This window comes from Agarivorans sp. MS3-6 (assembly GCF_054112545.1).
Genome location: NZ_CM134202.1, coordinates 162,304 through 183,118 on the forward strand (window position 1 = coordinate 162,304; position 20,815 = coordinate 183,118).

Sequence of the window (20,815 nt, forward strand, 5' to 3'; positions counted from 1 at the left end):
GCCGTAAAACAAAGGGGCCAACTAAAGCCCCATCATGTTTAATTGAAAAAACCACCTAAGCTATCCAGTAGCTTTTTACTATCTTCATTATCGCCTAACGCTTTATTTAATTCTTTATTAACCGCGTCTTTTGCTTGGCTTTCAAATAGCTTCTTCATATCTAGGTTTATTTTGGGTTCCGACCAAGTACCTTTTACATTGATAGGAATATCTAATCCTGCCAAATCATTGTCGGCGCCCTGCCCTTCTAAACTGGCAACGACTTTGGTGACGAAACTAAAGTCTAAACTTTCTTTAATAAGATGCGAGTTGCCTTTGCCATCAATACGTAACAGCGGCGAAGACATTTGCATTTGCTTTACACTAGCCAAGGAATTTCCCAACGTCGCCTTGACTAGCAGCTCACTAAAATCGGTTTTTTGTTCTTGCTGAGCTTGCTGTTTATCCCCACCTTTCATTGATGCTTTGGCACTACGGATCATTTGTGGAATATTCACTCCATACACTGCACCGTCAGTAAAGGTGGCGTTTATCGGACCAGAAATTTTTTGTTTTACCGCCGTAGGCGTTAAACCCACACCTTTCAGATTGAGGTCGACGTTTAAGCCTCCAGCAATAAATTCGAAATCAGCAGCATCTGTGAGCAAAGGCCTAGCTTGGACACCTGACAAAGTAGCCTTCATAGAATAACTGGCTACAGGTTTTTGGGCATTAATAACTGCACTGCTTGCCAATTTACCATCATACAAATCGGCGCTTAGCTCTTGAACACGTAAGATCCCTTTATCAATGCTCAACTGTTGCTTGATATTTTCTATATGCAATTTTTGATGTTGAAATTGAGTTATTCTCAGAACGCCATCCAAATTGATGGTGTTAAGCGCACTAAGGTCAGGTTCTTGTTCTGGTTCATTTTTTGGTTTGGCGGAATCATTACTGTCATTATTAGATGTTGTGTTATCAGTCTCAGCAATAAAGTTAGCGGTATCTAGTAATGGAATAGTTAGGTCGAATGAAATGTCGGGAATTTCATTTAACACGACCCGGCTACTGCCGTTTAGTTGAGTGTTACCATCGATATCTACCGCAAGATCGCTCAATTCGACAGTTTTTGCTTCAACAAGATAAGCAAGACTAAAATCGGTTTGAACTTTCATCGCACCATTAGGAATCGTTTCCCCTTTTAGTGAGATACTGTTACTGACTGCTTTTAAAGCTACTTTGCTAAAGTCACTTGCGACAAACAGTAAACCCTCAGCCTGTTGTTCTACCGCCAACTGGCCATCACTGAAGTTTAACGAAAAAGTAAATTTGTTATCTTGGTCGAGCTCCAAGCCTTCAAGGGCAAAGTTTACTGGGCCAAGCTTCTGCGTTTTGTTTTGTTTAAGATCGATGAGCTCGATATTAGCGTCACTGAGGGTAATACCTGACAGGCTAATGCTCCATTCGCTCGTAGCCGAAGAAGCTGAAGTGTCAGCTGTTTCCCCAGTTGTTGGCGCGGGTTGTGCGTCACCCTTAGTTAAATCATCAAGATTACTAGAGCCATCAGCGTTGGTTTGATGGCGTAAGCGTAAACCTTCAACTGAAATATCGCCAACTTCTACGTTTTTACTAAACAAAGGCATCAAAGCCACTGACATTTCGGCACTGTTAATACTAAAAGTATCACCATCGCCAAACTCAGGGTGATCAAGTAAACGTACTTCTCCAAGCTCAAAACCAATGCTTGGGAAGAACCGCCAGCCTAAATCACCTTCAATGATCAGCTCGCGCCCCGTTGCTTGTTTAGTTTTTTCTACAAGCAACTGCTTGATGTCATCGGTATTCACTAAGGAGACGGCTATAACCACCGCTAAAATAATTACAACAAATACAATGGCTAGTCCATATAGCAGCTTTTTCATGATCTTCCCTATTTATCAAAATCGTTGAATAATATGTAATTAATTTATAATAATCACATTCAGCTGGGTTTGCGTTGTTTTTCGCTTGATTAGATAAACTTTCTTACCCTGTAGCGTCTACTAAACAACTCTACGACGCCAGCAGATGTCTTATTTTTGCGTTAATGATGTCAATTGCAATTCGATTTTTTCCGCCTCGTGGGACGATTACATCAGCATACTGTTTTGAGGGTTCAACAAACTGTAAAAACATAGGGCGAACCGTATGGTGGTATTGAGACAATACTGAATCTAATGTTCTACCGCGCTCTTTAAGGTCACGTTGAATGCGACGCGCCAAACAAATATCGAGGGGGGTATCAACGAAAATGCTAATATCTAATTGGTCACGTATCGCCGGGTCGGTAAATAGAAGGATCCCCTCCAGAACTATTATTTTTGTGGGTTGAACGGTTTTAGTTTGTTCCATTCGGTTATTTACAGTGTAGCTATATTGAGGCTGCTCAATCGTAAGCCCCTGTTTTAGCTGTTTAAGGTGACTGACTAATAGCGCGTGGTCCATCGACTTTGGGTGGTCATAATTGGTTTTTTTTCGTTGCTCAGGGGTAATATGACTTTGGTCGTTGTAATAACTATCTTCATTTATAACGGCAATACAGCTATCACCAAGCTCACTACGAATGTCGTTTACAATGGTTTTAGAAAAAAGGCTTTTACCTGAGGCTGAAGCTCCAGAGATGCCGATAACGACAGTATTATGATCTTGATTTTTCATAGAATTAACCTAGTACTTTTGCGGCAATTATAGGTGCAAAGCCACTATTAGTCATTACTGGATTAGACTACAAATAAATATTTGATGCTGATTAGCCATAAGTTATTCAGCTGGCTACTCACCCACTAGGCATCAACAGCCGCTTAGGGTAAGATTGGCTCCCTAGAATCACCTGTTAATTGACTGAGCTTACAGTAGATCACATGACAAACGAACAACGAAAAATACTGGTCACCAGTGCCTTACCTTATGCAAATGGTCCTATTCACTTAGGACACTTACTGGAATATATTCAAACTGATATTTGGGTTCGTTTCCAAAAACTTCGTGGTAATACCTGCACCTACGTGTGTGCCGATGATGCCCATGGCACTCCGATCATGCTTAAAGCTCAGCAAATGGGAATTTCACCCGAAGAAATGATCAATCAAGTTCACCTTGAACACAGTGCTGACTTCAAAGAATTTAATATTGAGTTTGATAACTATCACTCGACCCATAGCCCAGAAAACCAAACCTTATCTGAAGGCATTTACAATAAGTTGAATGAAGCTGGGCATATTAAAACCAGAACCATTTCTCAGTTATTTGACCCTGAGAAAAACATGTTTTTGCCCGACCGTTTTGTCAAAGGAACGTGTCCCAAATGTGGCAGCGAAGACCAAAATGGCGATAACTGTGATAATTGCGGTGCAACCTATAGTCCAACCGATCTGGTATCGCCAAAATCGGTTATCTCTGGCGCTGAACCGGTACTGAAAGATTCAGAACATTACTTCTTTGATTTGCCTGCATTCCAAACAATGTTAAAAGACTGGACTGTTTCAGGGTCTTTACAAGACGAAATGTCAAACAAACTAAACGAATGGTTTGAGCAAGGATTACAACAGTGGGATATTAGCCGAGACGCCCCCTATTTTGGTTTCAAGATACCAGGTACAGAAGATAAATACTTCTATGTATGGCTAGATGCACCTATCGGCTATATGGGGAGTTTCAAAAATCTTTGTGACAAACGTGACGATCTAGATTTCGATAGTTACTGGAATAAAGACTCTGACGCAGAGGTTTACCACTTCATCGGTAAAGACATCATTTACTTCCACAGCTTATTTTGGCCAGCAATGCTCGAAGGAGCCGGATACCGCAAACCAACGAGTGTATATGCACATGGTTACGTCACGGTAAATGGCGCTAAAATGTCAAAGTCTCGTGGCACCTTTATTAAAGCACGCACCTACCTAGACCATTTAGACCCTGAATACTTGCGTTATTACTACGCGGCCAAATTGAACAACAGAATTGATGACTTAGATTTAAACCTAGAAGACTTTGCTCAAAGGGTTAACTCAGATCTAGTCGGTAAAGTAATCAATATTGCTAGCCGCACAGCTGGCTTCATCAGTAAGCGTTTCAACTCTACCTTATCAAATGAAGTAAGTAACCAAGCGCTATTAGATGAATTTATTGCAGCTGAGCAAACCATTGCCTCGTTATACGAAGGCCGTGAGTTTGGTAAAGCCATGCGCGAAATCATGGCGCTAGCAGATAAAGCTAACCAATACATAGCAGAAGAAGCACCTTGGCAATTAGCGAAAAATGAAGAAACCTTAGAACGTGCTCACCACGTATGTTCAATGGGTATTCACTTATTCCGCGTTCTGATCACTTATTTAAAACCGGTGTTACCAGAGTTAAGTGGCAAAGTTGAGCAATTCTTAAACATAGAGCTAAAATGGTCTGATATTGGTAATACCTTGGTAAACCATGAAATCCAAACTTTTAAAGCCTTAATGCAACGCATTGATATGACGAAAGTTGAAGCAATGGTCGACGCGTCAAAAGACAATTTGCTTGCTGCTCCGGCTGCAAACGAACAGAAACCTCAAATAGACAAAACTGAAAAAGCCGCGTTCGAACCTATCGCAGAAACAATTAGTTTTGACGAATTTGCAAAAATTGATTTACGTATCGCCCGTATCGTAAAAGCTGAACATGTAGAAAAAGCTGAAAAACTACTTCGTTTAGAGCTAGATATAGGCACCGAAACTCGCCAAGTATTTGCAGGCATCAAATCTGCCTATGCGCCTGAAGACTTAGAAGGTAAATTGACGGTGATGGTCGCAAACTTAGCGCCGAGAAAAATGCGCTTTGGCGAATCTCAGGGCATGGTATTAGCGGCGGGACCTGGAGGTAAAGAACTATGGATATTAAGCCCTGATGACGGCGCCCAGCCCGGTATGCGAGTAATGTAATTCAGCACTAAAAATGGCGCCAATGGCGCCTTTTTTAATAACTATTAAACTGACTAAACGTTAAGGTATCTAGCTTAATTAGCTCTTCAGTGACGATATCTTCAACCACCGAAGACGGAGAAGCTGTTTGCAGAAACCCCATTAAAACCATCACGTCTGTTTCATTACCTTCAGCGACAATTTCAACATCACCATCACTAAGATTTTTGGCATAACCGGTTATTGATAGCTGATTTGCCTTGAGCATAATATGGTATCTGTATCCTACGCCCTGTACTTTTCCTTTGGCTAAAACAGTTAAGCGGATTAACGACATATCACCCCATTAATGGTTTTGGTTTACCTAAAATAGAAAAGTCAAAGCCTATCGATTCAAGGGGTAAAGCGTCTAGAGGTACTTTGCAATGATCCAGCTCTAAACAAAAATATCGTTGCAATTGATATTGCGCATTGAGTTGCTCAACCTCTTCAAAGCCAAACTGACTCAATGTCCAGCGTAGCCTCTCATCTCGACAATTGCAGATTAAGCTAAGTAAACTATAACCTAGCTTTAATGCATAACAGCGCGCCCAGTCGACCATCAGCTTTGCTAGACCTTGCCCCGCATTATTACGGCAAACTGTAAGTTTATGCATAAATAGGCTTTCATTTTTTACTTCACTGTTTACTTCAATGGCTCCACAACGAGTATTCAAAATCATTGCTGCTACCGGCCTACCAGCCACATACCCCATAAACATTTCATCTAATCGATGATTAGCGAGTAAGGAATGAGGGGTTATTTGATTTAACTTCCACAATGGCTCACCTCGTGATTCGAACCAGCTAGCGGCCTCCATAAGTAACTCACAAAATTGATATAACTCTATACTTGATATAGCACGAACCACCATGTGGCTTGTGGCTTTTGAAGACATATCAACTCCCTTGATAAACGCCCAAACTGTGACCAACACCCAGTTGTGAAGAATATGTTACACACATTAAGTATAAGTTAAAAGAACTGTGAGCTTAAATAACGTTGAGATTTGCTATTTCTAATATTACCAACTAAATGGGGAAATCAGTAAATTCAAGCTAAAACCAATAAAACGGCTAAGCTATGCTCATATTGCAGACTAAATGTGATGTCTGAGCGTACCTATAAAACGCAATCATCTGTCGTAAATATTGCATTTTGTAACTGATAATATTCAATAAAAATGTGATAATTCAGTCTTATATGTAGTCAGTGTCGCTATTAGTACCACTCAACTATGTAGTCAGTGTCGCTATTAGTACCACTCAACAACACCGAGGTAACACACTCAATGGATTGCTGCAGTCAGCCAGGCCTTATGCCAATAGAACAAGCCAAATCAACGCTTACCAACAGCGTTAACATCAAAACAACACCACAAACAATTGGTGTAGATGAGGCCTTGGACCGAATTTTGGCTGAAGATATTGTTTCTCCATTAGATATTCCTCCATTTGATAACAGCGCAATGGATGGATACGCTATTTGCGTTGAACAATTACCAGAAGATAAGCAACTCCCTTTAAGCCACAAAGTATTTGCCGGCGATACGCGCAAACTTAGCGTAGAAGCCGGTCATTGTGTAAGGATTATGACAGGAGCCCCTTTGCCGACGGACTGTGATGCGGTCGAAATGCAAGAAAACACCGAAACAGTCGGTAACTTAGTTCATTTTAAACAACCAATTACCAAGGGGAAAAACGTTAGGTTTGCTGGAGAAGATGTCAAGCAAGGGCAGGTCGTTATCCCTGCGAGAACACGCCTAAATTCAAGCCATATTGGATTACTTGCAACCTTAGGTATTAAAAATGTTGTTGTTCAAAGCCTGTTGAAAGTTGCCATATTTTCTAGCGGGGATGAACTAATCCAACCAGGGCTGCCACTTAAACACGGCCAGATATATGATAGCAATCGCTTTGCAATAAGAGCGCTACTAAATAAATTGCCTGTAGAAATCATCGATTTAGGGGTGATACCCGATGATAAACAGCAGGTAAACGAGGCTTTCATTAATGCTGATCAACAGGCCGATATTGTTATTTGTAGTGGCGGAGTATCTGTTGGCGAAGCTGATTACACTAAATTAGTACTGGATGAAATTGGCGATATTGGTTTTTGGAAATTAGCCATTAAACCTGGAAAACCTTTCGCATTTGGACAGTTAGCAAATTCTTATTTCGTCGGCTTACCAGGTAATCCAGTGTCAGCCTTCGTTACGTTCTACAAACTTGCGATGTTGGTGATAGCAAAAGCCAGTGACTGGAACTACCAAGAACCATTAAGTCTAAAAGCTACGTCTTTACAAAGTTTTAAAAAGTCTCCTGGGCGCACCGACTTCCAGCGGGGTTACGCCAGTATCAATGAACAAGGTCAGCTCCAAGTACGCTCAACGGGTGCTCAAGGAAGTGCCATTTTCACCAGTCTCACCGACGCCAATTGCTTTATTGTTTTAGAAGAAACCCGCGGTAAAGTGAGTGCTGGCGAACCAGTGAATATCGAAATGTTCGCCAACCCAATGACCTAGTTAAAACTGATTATGCAATTTTACAGCCTTATGCAGCAAAAACACCATTTGGTCTTTAGCCAAGCATAAGGTTTGTTGGGCTCTTGGAGAGATAGGTACAGAAAATACCAGCCCCTCTAAATCCACTTCGATTAAACATTCATTCGCTCGTTGACTAAGCCCCACAACCTTTGCTTGCCACTGGTTTTGCGCACTGCAGTTTTCTACAAAGTGACTAGAAATCACCAAATTTTTAGGTTTAAAGCTAACTAAATGAAAGCTTTGATCTAATAGCTGATCGCTCTCAGCGAGTAGGTATTGTTGTCCGAACTTAAACCATCGCCAGCCGCGATCGGCTTTTCTATCCGATTGAACCACCTTGATAACTAAAGCCTGTTGCTGCTGATCGTTGTATCGATTAATCATCTGTAAACTATCACCCAGTGCTACGGGCTTGTCCGCAGTTAACAGCAATACTTTGTCGCTGAAATAGACTAAGTCCTCCGGGTTATGCGATATCATTAAGCAATCAATGTGGCGAGCGGTTAACCACCTTTTTAAACCTTTGAGTAAAGCTATCGCGCTGCTCCTATCCAGGGCAGAGAATACTTCGTCTAGCAACAACAATTTGGGTTGGCTAGCTAACGCTCTCACTAACGCCACCCTCTGTGCTTGTCCACCCGATAACTGAGTCGCTTTTTTATCCAATAAAGGGACTAATTCAAATAAATTGATAAGCTGTAACAGCTCTTCATTATTGACGCGTTGTACTAATTTTATATTCGCTTTAACACTTAAATGAGGAAATAGATGACTGCCTTGAGTCACAAAGGCTATAGGTCGACGGTGGGGTGGGATATTACAGGAAGCGTTTAACCAGCTTTGCCCATTAAACTGTATCTCACCACGAGATGGCGATTCTAAGCCAGACAATATTCGTAGTAAGGTTGTTTTACCCACTCCAGAGGCGCCAAAAACCCCAGTTAAAGAGGGTAAATCTAATTTACTTGTTTCTAAAAGAAAATCTTCCCTGCGGTAAACTAGGCTAAAACTTAACACCGATGCTCCCTACTCGCTTGCTTTTAGCAGAGAAAAAATAAGTCATCAGCAAAGCAACAAACGAAAAACCTAGCAACACAATAGCGAGACGATGAGCAGCCGCAAAATTCAGGCTTTCTACATGGTCAAATAAGGCGATTGCAATAACTTGGGTTTCACCAGGAATATTACCGCCAATCATCAATACCACCCCAAATTCACCTAAAGTATGAGCGAAGCCTAAAACCATTGCCACCAAAAATCCATTTTTAGCTAAGGGCAATTCTACTGCGACTAGTTGCTTCCACTTGGCCATTCTCAGCACTTTAGCGGCATCTAATACGCCAGGTTCTATTTGTTTGAATGCACTTTGTATGGGCTGAACCACAAATGGCAAGGAATAGAGACAAGAAGCAAATACCAAACCTGAAAAACTGAACGCGAGTTGATTGCCGGTCAATTGCAGCCACCATTGGCCTAGCATGCTATCTGGGGCGAAACCAATAAGTAGATAAAAACCGAGGACGGTGGGTGGTAACACAATCGGTAACGCGACAATCGCTTCCACAATATGCTTTAACTTAGATTCGCTTCTCGCTAGCCACCAAGCTAAAGGCGTACCAAGCAGCAGCAATATTAAACAGCTTAGTGAAGCAAGTTTAATCGATAATAGGATGGCTTGAAATTCTGCTTCGGTCATTGCTTAAGGTAATAAATATCCGTTGTCAGTAATAATAGTCTGCGCCTTAGCGCTCGATAAATATTGATAAAAGCCCAAAGCTTGTGGAGTATCTTCAAGCAATGCAACATGTTGAGCAAGCCTTTGATGAAAGTGGGTAGGCACCAACCAATAAGAACCATCAAACAACGCGTGCGTTGAGCGAGCGACAAAACCGCCCGCTACGTTACCGGTTACAATAAATTGATAAACCTGTGAGACATTGTTAGCGAGAATAAGCTTGCTGGTTAGGCCTTTTTGTTTCACTAATTGATCTGCTGCTAAGCCGTACGGCGCCAGTTTAGGATTGGCATAAGCAACACCAAATTGCCACTCTCGCCATAATTGTTCGCCCATTACAGGCTGCCCGTAAGCATTGGTATAGTTAGGGGCCCAAAACACTAACTGACCAACAGCGTATGGTTTCTGTGCTAATGCGTATTGGTTTGTAAACAGCAATTTGGCACGCTGCTCATCTGCTGAAAAAAACAAGTCAAATGGCGCGCCATGCAGCACCTGATTATACAGTACACCAGTAGACGCACTGGAAATGCGGTAAACAAAATTGGAATTTACTGCTTGGTAATCTTTCGCTAGCAATTCTAGCGTGGCTTTGAAGTTAGCAGCAACCGCCATCGTAACCGGAGCTGCATTGACGATGTTAGCCATGACCATGAGTAACACAGTAACCAACAGTTTTACCATTTGTTCTTCGCTTTTAGATCAGACTCTCTAGCATCTAACCAAATATCGCCTTGTGAAGTACGTTCTTTTTTCCAAAACGTTGCCTGAGTTTTTAAGTAATCCATAATGAAGTGGCAGGCTTCAAAAGATGCTTCACGGTGCGCACTGTTAACCCCAACAAATACTATTTGCTCGTTAACATCTAAATCTCCCACTCGATGCACAACACTAGCATCTTGAATTGGCCACCGCGTTCGAGCTTGATCTACAATCCGAGCTAATTGTGATTCAGTCATGCCAGGATAGTGCTCTAGGTGCAAGCCTTGTACTTGTTCACCCAAATTCATGTCCCTGACTAAACCAACAAAAAACACTATCGCACCCGCACTGGCTCGATTTCTTAAGCGTTGATACTCCTCGCCAACATCAAAATCTTGTTGTTGTACACGAATCATTTAGCCTCCTGTCACCGGGGGGAAAAAAGCGACCTCATCACCATTTTTAAGTCGCTGTACATCATTTATCTGTTGTTGATTTAGCGCAACAAGCACGGAATCATCAGCTAACACCGACCAAGCGGAGCCGGTGTTAATTAACTGTTCAGTTAAATTTTCAGTATTACTGCCTTCTACCAGCTCTATATTTATACTTGAGCAGCCAAGCTGTTCTTTTAGCCGAGCAAAAAATAGTACCTTGATTAACATAAGCTCACCTTAATTATTGGGCGCAAAAAGATCCTGATTTGCCACCATGCTTCTCCAGAAGCTTAATATCTTTAATCACAATATCTTTTTGGATCGCTTTACACATATCGTAAATGGTTAAAGCTGCAACACTGGCGGCCGTAAGTGCTTCCATTTCTACGCCCGTTTGCCCTTTTAATTTGGCTGTACTGATTACAGTGATAAGTCCTGCGGTTTCGTTCAAGTCCAACTCAACCGTGACTTTACTCAGCATCAAAGGATGACAAAGCGGAATTAACTCTGAGGTTTTTTTAGCCGCTTGGATACCCGCGATACGCGCACAAGCAAATACATCACCTTTATGTTGCTCGCCACTGATTAAGCTAGCCACTGTTTGTTGATTAATTTCAACTAGAGCTTGAGCCTTGGCTATTCGGCTTGTTTCTGACTTATCAGAAACATCGACCATAATCGCTTCTCCTGATGCATTGATATGGCTAAAGTCGCTCATTATTTTTGCCCTATGTGCGGTACGAAGTTACAGGGCTTGTGAGTGCTATTCAGTTGCTCTAACAGTATTTTTTGCCACGCTGTTTTACACGCATTGGTTGAGCCGGGTACACAAAAAATGACGGTTTTATTGGCAAAGCCACCCAAGGCTCTACTTTGAACGGTGGATGTTCCTATTTCGGTATACGAGATATAACGAAACAATTCGCCAAAGCCTTCAATGTCTTTATCAAATAACACACTCACCGCTTCAGGCGTATTATCTCTTGCTGTAAACCCTGTACCGCCGGTCGAAATAACGCAATCCACTTCAGGGTCGGCGATCCACTGACTCAACACAGCTCTTATTTTATACACGTCATCGATTACAATTTGCTTATCGGCTAAGTTGTGCCCAGCCTGTTGCAATGCACTGACTAAGTACTGTCCAGAGGTATCTGTTTGTTCATCTCGAGTATCTGAAACCGTCAGTACGGCAATATTTAGGAATGTTTGAGTATTATTCGCCAAATGGCTCATTAATTTTCTCCAAGTGAATTTACAACGAACTGCCATTGCTCGGGTGTATTGGTGTTTATCAAAGAAGCTTGCATAGCTTGGGGTAAATCTACGGCAGTTGCTTGAATAAGTGACAAAAATGCTTTAATTGACCGCTGTTTTTGCTCTGAATAATCAAGAACATCTTTCAGTAATTGAATATTACTAGCGTTCGCTTGAACGACTAAAGGGAAAACGCTATTCAAACAAGAATAGTTAGCTGGTTGGTCAGTGTAGTGCTGAACTAAACAGTCGATAACCTGATTACTTAGCAAAGGCATATCAACCGGTACAATCAAACAGGCATCGCCCTCTAAGGCTTCTAAACAACTTAATATACCGGATAGAGGACCATGTGACTCCCCTTTATCCGCGATGCAGCGAAACGCTGGATAATAACCACTAACATAACAGGGACTAGCCAGTACCGCTTCAAGTTGATTCACTTTCGTCGCCAATAAGGTTTTGCCCTTTAATGAGAGCATTGCTTTGTCGGTGCCCATACGGCGAGATTGTCCGCCGGCTAACACCACCCCATGAATGATTGTATGAATTTTTTTTTGCATGCTCTAAAAAGTAAAAACACTTAGTAGGCCAATAATGCCTACTAAGTGTTAGGATGAAAAGGCTTAATCAAGCCTAAGTTATTGGTCTTTATCCCATTTAGATAGAATAGCTAGAGAAATAACCGCAACTCCAACAAAACCCATCACAAAAATAGTCGGCATAGCGGCATAACCTAACACATGCCAAAAAACTGATTCTAAAGTACTCATGTGTTTTCCTTAATTTACTGCCAACCTTCAACGCCACTCATATCGGGTAAGCGGTGTGCAATTCCTTTATGGCAATCTACACAGGTTTTCTCTCCGCTAGCTAAAGCGTCTGAGTGTTGCGCCACGCTTCGGGGGCGTTGTTCAGAAAAGTCCATAAATTCAAACTCATGACAGTTACGACATTCCTGTGAATCATTTTCTTTCATACGATGCCATTCTCTGCCAGCTAAGTAACCGCGCCGTTCCTCAAATTTCTCTTGGGTGCTAATTGTTCCCATAGCAAAGGCTATCAACTCTTTACTGGCTTGTACCTTACGAACAATTTTATCGGTCCAATTATGTGGTACATGGCAATCGGAACAGATAGCCCGCACTCCTGAACGGTTAGAGTAGTGAATAGTTTCTTGAATTTCAGCAACAATCGGCGCATGACAACCTGAACAAAAAGCCTCGGTATTAGTGGCTTCCATTCCCGTGTTAAAGGCACCCCAAAATAGAATACCACCGGTAAAACCGAGCGCTAACACTACACCCACAGCAGCTTTGCTGGGTGTACTGAGTTTTCGCCAAAATGCTTTTAGTAACTTCATAATTTAGCCTCTGGTTAAACTTGTATTTAGCGTAATGACTCAACACGTTGGTAATCATTTTCTATCAACGGCGCGGCTTCATTTTGAGGCACATGGCACTGTAAACAGAAATAACGACGAGGAGACACATCCGCTAACACTTGACCATCTCGAGCTTCATAGTGAGTCACACTGATCTTAGTTGCTCCACTTTCGCGAGCATTCTTCCAACTATGACAAGACAAACATTTATTGGCGTTTAAACTCATTTCATAGTGACGTATTTGATGCGGTATCAACGGTGGTTGAAACACATAGTCACTTTCGTAAGGTTTATCCTGTTCTACGACATGTTTTAGATTGGCGGCCTGTTTCTGAGTATTTAACTCAGTATCACCTCTTAATGAGGCGACCCCACCATTACTTACGTAATCATTGGCTACAACGGCTCCGCAAAGCAGAAGGCTGGTTATAAAGCCGGACATTAATACTCGCATTTTCATAATACTCTCTCCGCCACCTTGGCAAACTTTTCTAACGAAGTATTAACAGCGAGGGGCTCTCAATACTTCTCAATTGCGTTAAACCTTCACTAACTTCACGGCACACTTTTTAAAGTCAGTCTCTTTTGAGAGAGGGTCTGTGGCATCTAAAGTGAGCTTATTGGTTAGCTGCTTGGCATCGAACCAAGGCATAAATACAAGGCCTTTTGGCGGACGGTTTCGGCCGCGAGTTTCAATACGTGATTTAACTTCACCGCGGCGTGATTGAATGAGTACTTCATCACCTCGTTTAAATCCACGTTGCTTTGCATCCTCTGGATGAATAAATAACACTGCATCAGGAAAGGCTCGATAGAGTTCCGGTACACGTCGTGTCATCGACCCAGAGTGCCAATGCTCCAAAACACGCCCCGTGCTTAGCCACAAATCAAACTCTTCATCTGGAGACTCTGCAGCAGGCTCAAAAGGCGTAGCAATGATGAACGCTTTACCATCTGGCTTACCATAAAAGTGTACTTCTTGACCTGGTTTTACATAAGGGTCTGAGCCTTCACGGAAACGCCACCGCGTTTCTTCTCCATTCACGACGGGCCAACGTAGTCCACGCACTTTGTGGTAGGTATCAAATGGGGCTAAGTCATGGGCATGGCCACGGCCAAACAAGGCGTATTCTTCAAATAACCCTTTTTGCAGGTAAAAACCAAAGTCTTTTGATTCATCATTTAACTTAGCATCAACCTGTTCGACTGGATATTGATCCACCACACCGTTACGGTAAAGCACATCATAGAGGGTTTTACCTTTATACTCGGGCTTCTTAGCTATTAGCTCAGCTGGCCATACTTCTTCTACAGTGAAGCGTTTCGAAAACTCAACTAACTGCCATAAATCAGATTTAGCGTCACCTGGTGGTGACACCTGTTGATGCCAGAATTGAGTACGACGTTCAGCGTTACCATAAGCGCCTTCTTTTTCAACCCACATGGCGGTTGGCAAAATCAAATCGGCGGCTTGAGCTGTCACCGTGGGGTACGGGTCAGAGACCACAATAAAGTTTTCAGGATTTCGGTAACCGGGTAAACCTTCCTCATTAATATTGGGTGCGGCCTGCATATTGTTGTTACACATGACCCAATATGCGTTAAGTTTACCGTCTTTCAGCATCCGATTTTGTAATACGGCGTGGTAGCCAGGTTTGGGCGGAATAGCACCTTCGGGAAGCTTCCAAATATCTTCTGCAATTTTTCTATGTTTGGGGTTATTCACCACCATATCGGCAGGTAAACGATGCGAGAATGTTCCCACTTCGCGTGCAGTGCCACAGGCCGATGGTTGCCCTGTTAACGAGAACGGGCTATTACCCGGCTCGGAAATTTTGCCGGTTAACAAATGAATATTGTAACAAGAACAGTTTGCCCAAACGCCACGGGTATGCTGGTTAAAGCCCATAGTCCAGAACGACGTCACTTTGACATTGGGATCGGCGTAATCTTTTGCTAACGCTTCGAGTTTTTCTGCTGGTACGCCTGACAGTTTAACCACCGCGTCTAGATTGTAGTCTTTTAGGAACTCGCGATATTCATCGAAACTCATATCGGTCATTTTTCCAGAATCGGGGTTCGCAGCGGCTTTCTGCAAGGGGTGTTCTGGGCGTAAACCATAACCGATATCCGTTTCACCGCGTTTAAAATGAGTATGTTTGTTAACAAAATCCCAGTTAACTTTGTCATTCTCAATAATGTAATGGGCGATATAGTTAAGAATGGCTAAATCTGTTTGCGGGGTAAATACCATCCCGTTATCCGCCAACTCAAAACTACGATGTTCAAAGGTAGATAAGACATGAACTTTAACGTGAGGAGCAGATAAACGACGATCGGTTAATCGTGACCATAGAATCGGATGCATTTCGGCCATATTCGAGCCCCAAAGCACAAACGAATCAGCCGCTTCAAGATCATCGTAACAACCCATCGGCTCATCGATCCCGAAGGTACGCATAAAGCCCCCTACTGCTGAAGCCATACAATGGCGTGCATTAGGATCGAGGTTATTGGTTAAGAACCCCGCTTTATGTAACTTGGCGGCAGCGTAACCCTCCCAAACAGTCCACTGGCCTGAACCAAACATACCGACAGAGGTTGGCCCTTTATCAGCAAGCGCCTGTTTCCATTTTTCAGCCATAATATCGAAAGCTTGGTCCCAAGAAACCGGAGCAAACTCGCCATTTTTGTCGAATTTACCGTCTTTCATACGCAATAAAGGCGTAGTTAAGCGGTCTTTTCCGTACATGATTTTAGAAAGGAAGTAACCTTTAATACAGTTTAAACCTTTGTTTACCGGCGATTCAGGGTCACCTTGGGTAGCGACTACTTTGCCATTTTGCGAGCCGACTAACACACTACAACCAGTACCACAAAATCGACAGGCGGCCTTATCCCAGGTCACTTTTGTTTCTTCAGAAGTGGTAATTAGATTTGTCGCACTGGCCGGTATAGTGATACCGGCCACGGTGGCGGCGGCACTGACCGCATTCGCTTTAACAAATTGTCGGCGTGTCCATTTCATGATGCGTCCTCATTGGCTGATTCAAATTGGTGGAATACTAAATTACTGCTTAGCACCGCTTCCAACTTTCCGATATCTTCTAGGGTCGTTACGATGTTGTTGCGCATTTCACTTTCGATAGAGACAACAATTTTTCCCTCGGGGTTAAAACCATGTACCTCTAATCCAGCAAAACTGCTTATTTGGTCGATAACTTCAGTGATTCGGTCAGGCTGACACATCACCACTGCGCTACTAATGTGGTACTCGTCGTTCATCCAACTTCCTTAATTTCAATGGCATTGCTGGGGCATACAGAAATACAAGCACCACAACTATTACATTCTACCGAGTCGATATTGACCTCAGCTTTTCCGGCTAACAATGGTTTAATCGATATCGCTCGTTGATCACAGGTATCACTGCAAGTACGACAATAAACGCCATTTTGAGCTAAGCAGTTAGCGCCATTAACCACGACTGAATTTGTCCAGGCGGGGTGTTCTTCAAGATGAAACAAAGATTCAGGGCAAGATTCGGCACACTGGTAACAAAACGTACATTCACCTTTTGTAAAATCAATGGTAGGAAAACCACCACTTCCTTTGACAATAATCTTCTCTGGGCACGCTTTTAAGCATTCTCCACATTGGCTACAGCCCTTGTCGATTGCTTCGATTAACCAAGGCAAAGAGTGATGTTGTTTATTGCGAGCCGTTGGACTGCTTCCAAACATACGCCGTTTAGACAGATCTACCGACATCCTCGTTCCCTTCCAAATTGGGCTTTACCCAAACGACAAAACCCCTTAGGTTTCTATTGGAATAAGCGTAGAAGTTATTAACATTCAATAACATACCTCTAAAGAGGTGTTTGTGTGAATGATTGACTTAGATCAAGTATAGTGCGTGATTTCTATCACGCACTTAAACTTAGCCGCCGATAGAAGCGAGGTGGGGAGTAGCGCCGGTGTTGCCGTCGTGAAGGAAATGACTCACTTTTTTGGTTTGCAAGGCGGTTTCAATTCGTTGCATTAACTGATCTTGCTGGGCGCAATTTGACAATAAATCTCGTAAGTCGACGCCCTCTTCACCAAATAAACAAAGGTGTAATTTTCCAAGTGATGAAATTCTTAAGCGATTGCAGCTGGCACAAAAATCGTTAGAGTATGGCATGATCAAACCAATTTTACCGGCGTAATCGGGGTGATGAAAAACTTGAGCAGGGCCGGCATTGTGAGCTCTAATTTGCTGCTCCCACCCTTGTCGTAGCAAGAGAGTTTTGAAGCCATCCCCTGCTATATGGTGCTGTTCAAAATACTCTGGGTGATCACCCATTTGCATCAATTCAATAAAACGAACCTCTACGGGGCGGTGTTTAATCCACTCGAGATACTTTATAAAATTCGTTTCAGCCATGTGTTTAATAAGAACGGCATTAAGCTTAACCGCTTCAAACCCTTGATTTAAGGCTTCGTCGACTCCTCGCATTACTTTACTAAAGGTCTTAGTCCCAGTTATTAACTCAAACTGGCGAGGGTCTAAACTGTCAACACTAACATTCACATGGCTTAAGCCTGCTTCTTTCCATCGCTTGGCATGACTGGCCAATTTAAAACCATTAGTGGTCATGGCGAGTTGCTTAATACCTTCGGTTTGAGAGCAAATTTGCATTACCTCAACGAGGTCTTTGCGCAAACTAGGTTCGCCTCCGGTTAAACGGATTTTATTGGTACCTAATTTCGCAAAGCAACGAGCGAGTAGTTCGATCTCTGATAGAGACAAATTGGCATGGGGTGTTTCACAGTGATAACCGTCGGGCAGACAATAATCACACTTAAAGTTACAGACGTCAGTCAGAGAAAGACGCAAATAGAAAAACTTTCGGTCAAACGAATCCGATAACATAAATCAACCTTTCCAAATGCGGGAGGCAAAGCCATTTCTGAACTCTACCCTGCTTAGTCTATTGCTAAGGGTCTAAACGCCATATCATTCTGACTTAGGTCATTTTAGACTTCGGTGATAGGTTTAATGCTATGCAATAAAACCGGATTTGTTAAGTGCTTTGTGTTCAAGATACAATTATAAATCTTGATACTGCTAGCTAATCTCTCATAAATACAAGGATTTCAGCTTGAAACGTTTTTTTGGCAAACGCTCTATTGGCATAGCGATTATTCGCTTACTTAGCCTGATGATGTTTTTATTTGCATTGGTAGCGGTAAGTTCATTAACCACTTTGGTAAACAGTTTAAAAGATGCCGAAGCAATCAACGTTGCCGGCTCACTGCGCATGCAAAGCTACCGTATGGCGCACGCTTTAAATATAGGCGCTACCGATATTAAGCCAAAGATCAGCCAATTTGAAAACTCTCTAAACAGCCCTTCGTTGAAAAAAGTTGCCAAACAAGACGATACGATTTTGCAACATTATCAAGCCGTACAAGACAGATGGAAACAATTGAAGCCAGTGGTAAGCTCTCGCGATGTAGCCGCTTTTGATTTGGAAATCGTCGCTTTTGTCGACCTTATCGACGATTTTGTAGCCCAAACGCAATATAGCTCTGAACAAAAAGTGTTCTCTTTAACCTTGCTACAGCTCATCGCCTTCGCAATTATCACCATTATAGCTATTTATACCTTGTGGTATATGCGAAGAAATATCTCCAAGCCTATATACAAGCTAGTTGAAGCAGCTAAGCAAGTGCAAAACGGTGATTTTAAGTTAGATTTAGCAACCCGTTATGACAGTATCGAAATGGAAACTTTGTCTAAAGCCATCATTTCTATGTCTAAAGACTTAGAGCGTTCTTACCAGAACCTAGAAAACCAAGTAAAAGATAAAACCAAAGAATTGAGGCACGCAAATCGCGACCTAAACTTCTTATACCAACTAGAACAAGAATTGTTTAACAGCGATTTAAACCAACAGCATCTAGAGCGATCGTTAAAATTACTATGCGAAACCTTAGCGGTTAGTGATGCGAAGCTTTACTTAGAAAAATTGGATATAAGCATAGAAATTGGTGAAACGAATGAAAGCTTGGTATCGCCTAGAGAGTTGAGACTTGAAAACGAACATTACGGGTATTTGCAGTTACCCGCTATTGCCCATAGCCAACAAGCTATTGTAAATAGCTACAGTCGAACCGTGACCAAAGTTTTAAGATTTGAACAGAGCTTACTGCAAAAACAAAAATTATTGTTAATGGAAGAACGTGCCACTATCGCACGTGAATTGCATGATTCACTCGCTCAGACTCTATCTTATTTAAAAATACAAACCAGCTTGTTACAGAGGCAACTTAAAAACCACCCAGCAGATGTCGAGCAAAGCTGGATCATCAGCGAAGAAATAAAAAATGTACTTGGCGCGGCTTACGCTCAGCTACGAGAGCTACTGTCCACTTTCAGATTGACCATTAAGAATGCCTTACTTACCGAATCTCTAAAAGTATTAGTGAAAGAGCTTAACAATCAGCACCCCCAAACCATTGTATTATCCAGTGATCTGAGTAATGACATGGTGGAAGCAGATAAACAAATCCATATTATCCAAATCGTTAGAGAAGCTATCATTAACGCTCTCAAACATGCTGATTGTGATACAATTTCAGTCACTTGTATTGGTGATACTGAACAAATAACCTTAGAAGTCTCTGATGATGGACTACGAGGAAATAAACTAAAACAAGTTAATGACCATTACGGGCTGCAGATAATGCAAGAACGAGCTCAACGTTTAAACGGTCAAATTAATTTCGATCAATCTTTAAGTGGCGGAGTTTCCGTTAAACTAAGTTTTCCGCTTCTCAGTAAACAAGGAACTACCGAACTATGAGCAATACTATTAGCATTCTTGTTGTCGACGACCACCCTCTTATGCGTAAAGGGATCGTGCAATTTTTAAGTATTGAACCTGACTTCAATGTAATCGCTGAAGCAGGAAGTGGCGCTCAAGCAGTCGAGTTATGTAACGAATTAGAGCCTGATGTAATATTGTTAGACCTCAATATGAAAGGCCTGTCTGGCTTAGACACACTAAAGCTATTACGGGAAAAGCAAATATCATCTACCATCATTATTTTAACCGTGTCCGATGCAAAACAAGATGTGATTAAATTGATTAATGCTGGCGCCGATGGCTACTTGCTAAAAGATATGGAGCCAGAACAACTTCATGAACAGCTGAAGAAAGCCGCAGCAGGGCAACAAGTCCTTAGCGACGAATTACTCCCTTACTTAAATTGCTTGCACGAGAATGATGAATTTGCAGACAAATTGGCCACCGTAACCAAACGAGAACTGCAAACACTCAATGAGATAGCTAAAGGTGCGAGTAATCGAGAAGTGGCATCTAGCCTCAAAATAACCGAAGGTACTGTCAAGGTTCACGTAAAAAGTTTACTCAGAAAACTTAACGCTAAATCTCGGGTAGAGTTAACGGTTATGTACCTAGAGCACATGGCTTAAGCGGTTAAGGTGCTAATGAACAAGCTTATTTTAGGACTAGAAGTTGTTCTAGTTGCGCTTTCAACAGCGTGTTTCTTGCAAGCAATATATTGGCACTCTCAACGCCACCAAGAGTGGCTGCGACCTTTCTTGGTTTTTTTTAAACCTGTTAACGACCTCACTGCCAGAGAATACCAACGCATTAAATATGGCCTATGGTTAGTCATCGCGTTGGTGGTTATTGACCTACTGAGAAACGGCTTAATTTAGCAAAATCAACGGCCTTTAAGAAAACCGATCGTTTATTTACCCTCGGTTTGGCCGGTCCACCCCGGCTTAT

The 20,815-nt window shown here is 42.2% G+C and carries 24 protein-coding genes and 1 riboswitch; of the genes, 5 read left to right on the top strand and 19 right to left on the bottom strand.

All coding sequences use genetic code 11. The features are described 5' to 3' along the window. Nucleotides 1-38 precede the first annotated feature (38 nt). Both ACVFI8_RS00805 and udk read right to left on the bottom strand, forming a co-directional pair. Nucleotides 39-1,904 carry an AsmA family protein gene (locus ACVFI8_RS00805; RefSeq protein WP_248715336.1) on the bottom strand — a complete coding sequence of 622 codons (1,866 nt, stop codon included), beginning with the start codon at nt 1,902-1,904 and terminating at the stop codon, nt 39-41. 130 nt (nt 1,905-2,034) lie between these two features. Beyond that, nucleotides 2,035-2,679, bottom strand: a complete 645-nt coding sequence (gene udk / locus ACVFI8_RS00810; protein ID WP_248715335.1) for a uridine kinase — start codon at nt 2,677-2,679, stop codon at nt 2,035-2,037. A gap of 203 nt (nt 2,680-2,882) precedes the next feature. Here udk and metG point away from each other — a divergent pair, with 203 nt between their 5' ends. Beyond that, the gene (gene metG / locus ACVFI8_RS00815; protein ID WP_248715334.1) at nt 2,883-4,934 is read left to right on the top strand and encodes a methionine--tRNA ligase; all 2,052 of its coding nucleotides are present in this window, start codon (nt 2,883-2,885) and stop codon (nt 4,932-4,934) included. Between the two features lie 34 nt (nt 4,935-4,968). Here metG and ACVFI8_RS00820 read toward each other — a convergent pair whose 3' ends face one another. Together ACVFI8_RS00820 and ACVFI8_RS00825 are read right to left on the bottom strand one after the other, a co-directional pair. After that, nucleotides 4,969-5,250: an acylphosphatase gene (locus ACVFI8_RS00820; protein WP_248715333.1), complete on the bottom strand. Its 282-nt coding sequence runs from the start codon at nt 5,248-5,250 to the stop codon at nt 4,969-4,971. 1 nt (nt 5,251) lies between these two features. Next, nucleotides 5,252-5,851 (bottom strand): hypothetical protein, encoded by a 600-nt coding sequence (locus ACVFI8_RS00825; protein ID WP_457872752.1) that lies wholly within the window; start codon nt 5,849-5,851, stop codon nt 5,252-5,254. A 393-nt stretch (nt 5,852-6,244) separates the two neighbouring features. Here ACVFI8_RS00825 and moeA point away from each other — a divergent pair, with 393 nt between their 5' ends. Further along, a complete protein-coding gene (gene moeA / locus ACVFI8_RS00830; protein ID WP_248715331.1) occupies nt 6,245-7,477 on the top strand; it encodes a molybdopterin molybdotransferase MoeA in 1,233 nt (410 codons plus the stop codon). On the opposite strand, the gene ACVFI8_RS00835 is transcribed toward moeA, so the two are convergent. The 15 genes from ACVFI8_RS00835 to moaA form a co-directional block, all read right to left on the bottom strand. After that, nucleotides 7,478-8,515, bottom strand: coding sequence for an ATP-binding cassette domain-containing protein (locus ACVFI8_RS00835; RefSeq protein ID WP_248715330.1), 1,038 nt, complete (start codon nt 8,513-8,515; stop codon nt 7,478-7,480). Next, the gene (gene modB, locus ACVFI8_RS00840) at nt 8,502-9,194 is read right to left on the bottom strand and encodes a molybdate ABC transporter permease subunit (RefSeq protein ID WP_248715329.1); all 693 of its coding nucleotides are present in this window, start codon (nt 9,192-9,194) and stop codon (nt 8,502-8,504) included. The genes ACVFI8_RS00835 and modB overlap by 14 nt, the downstream gene beginning before the upstream one ends. A 3-nt stretch (nt 9,195-9,197) precedes the next feature. After that, nucleotides 9,198-9,917, bottom strand: a complete 720-nt coding sequence (gene modA / locus ACVFI8_RS00845; protein ID WP_248715328.1) for a molybdate ABC transporter substrate-binding protein — start codon at nt 9,915-9,917, stop codon at nt 9,198-9,200. Further along, complete coding sequence (gene moaE / locus ACVFI8_RS00850; RefSeq protein ID WP_248715327.1) at nt 9,911-10,351, bottom strand: molybdopterin synthase catalytic subunit MoaE; 441 nt, start codon at nt 10,349-10,351, stop codon at nt 9,911-9,913. Before moaE ends, modA begins: the two co-directional genes overlap by 7 nt. Continuing rightward, nucleotides 10,352-10,600 (bottom strand): molybdopterin converting factor subunit 1, encoded by a 249-nt coding sequence (gene moaD / locus ACVFI8_RS00855; protein WP_248715326.1) that lies wholly within the window; start codon nt 10,598-10,600, stop codon nt 10,352-10,354. It abuts the gene before it with no gap. A gap of 13 nt (nt 10,601-10,613) precedes the next feature. Further along, entirely contained in the window at nt 10,614-11,093 is a 480-nt protein-coding gene (gene moaC / locus ACVFI8_RS00860) for a cyclic pyranopterin monophosphate synthase MoaC (protein WP_248715620.1), read from the bottom strand. Continuing rightward, nucleotides 11,090-11,608: a molybdenum cofactor biosynthesis protein B gene (moaB, locus tag ACVFI8_RS00865; RefSeq protein WP_248715325.1), complete on the bottom strand. Its 519-nt coding sequence runs from the start codon at nt 11,606-11,608 to the stop codon at nt 11,090-11,092. The genes moaC and moaB overlap by 4 nt, the downstream gene beginning before the upstream one ends. Beyond that, complete coding sequence (locus tag ACVFI8_RS00870) at nt 11,608-12,192, bottom strand: molybdenum cofactor guanylyltransferase (RefSeq protein ID WP_457872756.1); 585 nt, start codon at nt 12,190-12,192, stop codon at nt 11,608-11,610. The genes moaB and ACVFI8_RS00870 overlap by 1 nt, the downstream gene beginning before the upstream one ends. 78 nt (nt 12,193-12,270) lie before the next feature. Continuing rightward, nucleotides 12,271-12,402, bottom strand: coding sequence for a TIGR02808 family protein (locus tag ACVFI8_RS00875; RefSeq protein WP_248715323.1), 132 nt, complete (start codon nt 12,400-12,402; stop codon nt 12,271-12,273). A 14-nt stretch (nt 12,403-12,416) separates the two neighbouring features. Then, on the bottom strand, nt 12,417-12,992 hold the full coding sequence (locus ACVFI8_RS00880; protein ID WP_248715322.1) for a NapC/NirT family cytochrome c: 576 nt from the start codon (nt 12,990-12,992) through the stop codon (nt 12,417-12,419). A 26-nt stretch (nt 12,993-13,018) separates the two neighbouring features. Then, nucleotides 13,019-13,468, bottom strand: a complete 450-nt coding sequence (locus ACVFI8_RS00885) for a nitrate reductase cytochrome c-type subunit (RefSeq protein ID WP_248715619.1) — start codon at nt 13,466-13,468, stop codon at nt 13,019-13,021. Between the two features lie 84 nt (nt 13,469-13,552). Then, nucleotides 13,553-16,042 (bottom strand): nitrate reductase catalytic subunit NapA, encoded by a 2,490-nt coding sequence (gene napA / locus ACVFI8_RS00890; protein ID WP_457872758.1) that lies wholly within the window; start codon nt 16,040-16,042, stop codon nt 13,553-13,555. Further along, nucleotides 16,039-16,299, bottom strand: a complete 261-nt coding sequence (locus ACVFI8_RS00895) for a chaperone NapD (RefSeq protein ID WP_457872759.1) — start codon at nt 16,297-16,299, stop codon at nt 16,039-16,041. Before ACVFI8_RS00895 ends, napA begins: the two co-directional genes overlap by 4 nt. After that, the gene (locus ACVFI8_RS00900) at nt 16,296-16,784 is read right to left on the bottom strand and encodes a ferredoxin-type protein NapF (protein ID WP_457872760.1); all 489 of its coding nucleotides are present in this window, start codon (nt 16,782-16,784) and stop codon (nt 16,296-16,298) included. The genes ACVFI8_RS00895 and ACVFI8_RS00900 overlap by 4 nt, the downstream gene beginning before the upstream one ends. 169 nt (nt 16,785-16,953) lie before the next feature. Further along, a complete protein-coding gene (gene moaA, locus ACVFI8_RS00905; protein WP_457872761.1) occupies nt 16,954-17,928 on the bottom strand; it encodes a GTP 3',8-cyclase MoaA in 975 nt (324 codons plus the stop codon). After that, nucleotides 17,917-18,057: riboswitch (molybdenum cofactor riboswitch) on the bottom strand. It overlaps the preceding gene by 12 nt. Before the next feature lie 100 nt (nt 18,058-18,157). On the opposite strand from moaA, the gene ACVFI8_RS00910 reads away from it, so the two are divergent. The 3 genes from ACVFI8_RS00910 to ACVFI8_RS00920 are packed head-to-tail and all read left to right on the top strand — an operon-like array spanning nt 18,158 to nt 20,745. Beyond that, nucleotides 18,158-19,864, top strand: coding sequence for a type IV pili methyl-accepting chemotaxis transducer N-terminal domain-containing protein (locus ACVFI8_RS00910; protein ID WP_248715317.1), 1,707 nt, complete (start codon nt 18,158-18,160; stop codon nt 19,862-19,864). Then, on the top strand, nt 19,861-20,496 hold the full coding sequence (gene narL, locus ACVFI8_RS00915; RefSeq protein ID WP_248715316.1) for a two-component system response regulator NarL: 636 nt from the start codon (nt 19,861-19,863) through the stop codon (nt 20,494-20,496). The genes ACVFI8_RS00910 and narL overlap by 4 nt, the downstream gene beginning before the upstream one ends. Nucleotides 20,497-20,511: 15 nt before the next feature. Further along, entirely contained in the window at nt 20,512-20,745 is a 234-nt protein-coding gene (locus ACVFI8_RS00920; protein WP_248715315.1) for a hypothetical protein, read from the top strand. The last annotated feature ends 70 nt before the right edge of the window (nt 20,746-20,815 follow it).